Source organism: Oleiphilus sp. HI0132 (genome assembly GCF_001635845.1).
Genome location: NZ_LWGJ01000451.1, coordinates 1 through 758, shown reverse-complemented (window position 1 = coordinate 758; position 758 = coordinate 1). Strand labels below are relative to the sequence as shown.

Here is a 758-nt window from a genome sequence, read left to right as displayed (position 1 = left end):
AGCTATATCACCTCTGACCAGCTTAAAAGAAAGGTCTTTAATGACGATTAGGTTTTCATAGTTGCACTGTACATCGTTAACTTCGAGTATATTGCTCATCTTTGTTGGTGAAGACACGTGCTACTAAATCCTTTCTTATGTTTACTTAAGCATTACACAATAAAAACTCAAGAAGTGCCTTTTGAGAATGTAATCTATTTTCTGCTTCATCCCAAACGACTGAGCTGGGGTGATCCAGCATGTCGTGACTAATTTCTTCTCCACGATGTGNAGGCAGGCAATGCATGAATAGGGCATCAGAGTTCGCTACGCTCATTAGTTCCGGGCTAACTTGATAGTCTTTAAACTTGTTGATGCGCTCTTTTTGCTCTTCTTCTTGCCCCATTGATGCCCAGACATCAGTTACAACTAAGTCGGCATTTTTGACGGCGGCAATTGGGTTTCGTACAATATGAGCATGTTTTTGATTCTTTTTGAGCAACTCGTTATTTGGGTCGTAGCCGACGGGTGATGAGATGACCAACTCGAAGTTAAGTAGTGCTGCAGCGTTAATGAAAGAATGGCACATATTATTACCATCACCGACCCATACGACTTTTTTGCCTTCGATTGAGCCTCTATGTTCGTGATAGGTTTGCATATCGGCAAGTAATTGGCAGGGGTGGAAGTCATCTGTAAGGGCGTTAATGACTGGCACCGAGGAGTGTCGTGCAAATAATGCCAGTTTCTCATGTTCGAAGGTTCGAATAGTAATTGCA

General features: G+C 42.3%; 1 protein-coding gene. It reads right to left on the bottom strand.

Annotated elements, in window-relative coordinates:
- Window positions 1–145: 145 nt before the first annotated feature.
- Window positions 146–758 (bottom strand): ornithine carbamoyltransferase (locus A3766_RS05565; protein ID WP_068641875.1); only part of this gene is annotated, 613 nt, incomplete at its 5' end.